The organism is Burkholderia sp. AU4i (assembly GCF_000466765.1).
Taxonomy (GTDB): Bacteria; Pseudomonadota; Gammaproteobacteria; order Burkholderiales; family Burkholderiaceae; genus Burkholderia; species Burkholderia cepacia.
This window is the reverse complement of record NZ_ASSI01000379.1, coordinates 1-1,871: the sequence shown is the minus strand read 5'-3', so window position 1 is coordinate 1,871 and position 1,871 is coordinate 1. Positions and strand designations below refer to the sequence as shown.

The 1,871-nt window shown below is 73.0% G+C and carries 1 protein-coding gene and 1 pseudogene; both read left to right on the top strand.

The window, feature by feature from the left end:
* Nucleotides 1-255 (top strand): 4-alpha-glucanotransferase (locus L810_RS42835; protein WP_042978400.1); only part of this gene is annotated, 255 nt, incomplete at its 5' end.
* Nucleotides 252-1,802 (top strand): annotated as a pseudogene (treY, locus tag L810_RS42830) (malto-oligosyltrehalose synthase); the annotation flags it as partial. The gene L810_RS42835 and the pseudogene treY, both read left to right, overlap by 4 nt.
* Between the last annotated feature and the right edge of the window lie 69 nt (nt 1,803-1,871).

The window sequence follows — 1,871 nt, the reverse complement described above, 5'->3', positions numbered from 1 at the left end:
GCCCCGCCGGCCGACGCGCCGCCGGTCGGCGCGATCCTCGCGTACGTCGCGCGCAGCCCGTCGCCGCTCGCGATCGTGCCGCTCGAGGACCTGCTCGCGCTGGACGCGCAGCCGAACCTGCCGGGGCCGCCGTGCGGGCACCCGAACTGGCGGCAACGGCTGCCGCGCACAATCGACACGCTGTTCGACGCCGACGTGCGCGAACGCATCGCCGCCGTCGTGCAGGCGCGCCGTTCGAGGGAGCGCGGCGCATGACGCCGCGCGCGACGCTGCGGCTGCAGCTTCATGCCGGTTTCACGTTCGACGACGCGGCCTCGCACGCCGACTACTTCGCGCGGCTGGGCGTGAGCCACCTGTACCTGTCGCCGGTCTCGGCCGCCGAACCGGGCTCGCGGCACGGCTACGACACCGTGGATTACGGCACGCTCAATCCCGAACTCGGCGGCGAAGCAGGTTTCAATCGGCTCGTCGACGCGTTGCGTGCGCGCGGCCTCGGCGTGATCGTCGACATCGTGCCGAACCATATGGGTGTCGGCGGCTCGTCGAACGGCTGGTGGAACGACGTGCTCGAATGGGGCCCCGCCAGCCCGTATGCGCGCCATTTCGACATCGACTGGCATCCGCCCGATCCGGCACTCGACGGCAAGGTGCTGCTGCCGTGTCTCGGCATGCCCTATGGCGACGCGCTCGCGGCCGGCGACATCACGCTGAACGCAGACCCGGCCAGCGGCCGTTTCTTCATCGCGTGCCCCGGACGGCGGCTGCCCGTGGCGGCCGCCACCTATGCCGACATCCTGCGCCTCACGAACCGCGCGGACCTGAACGCGCTCGCCGAACGCTTCGACGCCGCGCCGGCGCGCGACAGCGCTCGGCTGGCCGCCGCGCATGCCGCGCTGCGCGATCACGTGGCCGCGCACGGCCCGCACGCGCTCGACGCGGTGCTGCGCGGCGCCGACCCGCGCGTCGCGCGCTCGCGCACCAGCCTGCACCGGCTGCTCGAACGCCAGCATTACCGGCTCGCGTGGTGGCGCACGGCCGCCGACGAGCTGAACTGGCGGCGCTTCTTCGACATCGCGACGCTCGCGGCCGTCCGCGTCGACGACGACGCGGTGTTCGACGCCGTTCACGCGCTGCCGTTACGCCTGCACGCGGCCGGGCTCGTCGACGGCATCCGCGTCGATCACGTCGACGGCCTCGCCGATCCGCGCGCCTACTGCCGGCGGCTGCATGCACGACTGGCCGCGCAGCGCAGCGCGCCGCCGTATGTCGTCGTCGAGAAGATCCTCGCGCCGGGCGAATCGCTGCGCGCCGACTGGGGTGTTGCCGGCACGACCGGCTACGACTTCATGAACGACGTCGGCGCGCTGCTGCACGACCCGGCCGGCGCCGAACCGCTCGCCGCGCACTGGGCGGCCGTGTCGGGCTCGTCGCGCACGTTCGCGCAGGAAGCGCTCGACGGCAAGCGGCGCGTGCTGATGCGCCAGCTCGCCGTCGAGCATGCGCGCGCCGCGCGGCTGCTGCACGGGATCGCGCGCGCGTCGCCCGCCACGCGGGACGTCAGCCTGATCGCAATTCGGCGCGTGCTCGGCGAACTGGCGGTGCGGCTGCCCGTGTACCGAATGTATCCGGCACCGCGCGAGGAGCCGGACGATGCCGACCGCCGCGTGCTCGCGCTCGCATACGAAAGCGCGTGCGCGGCCATCGATCCGGCCGACCGGTTCGCGCTCGATCGCGTCGCCGCGTGGCTGGGCTTGCCGGCCGCCCGCGTGCCGCGCGCGAACGCCGACGCGCTGGCCGCGGCGGCGTTAGATCGGAAGAGCGTCGTGTAGGGAAAGAGTGTAGATCTCGGTGGTCGCCGTATCATTAAAAAA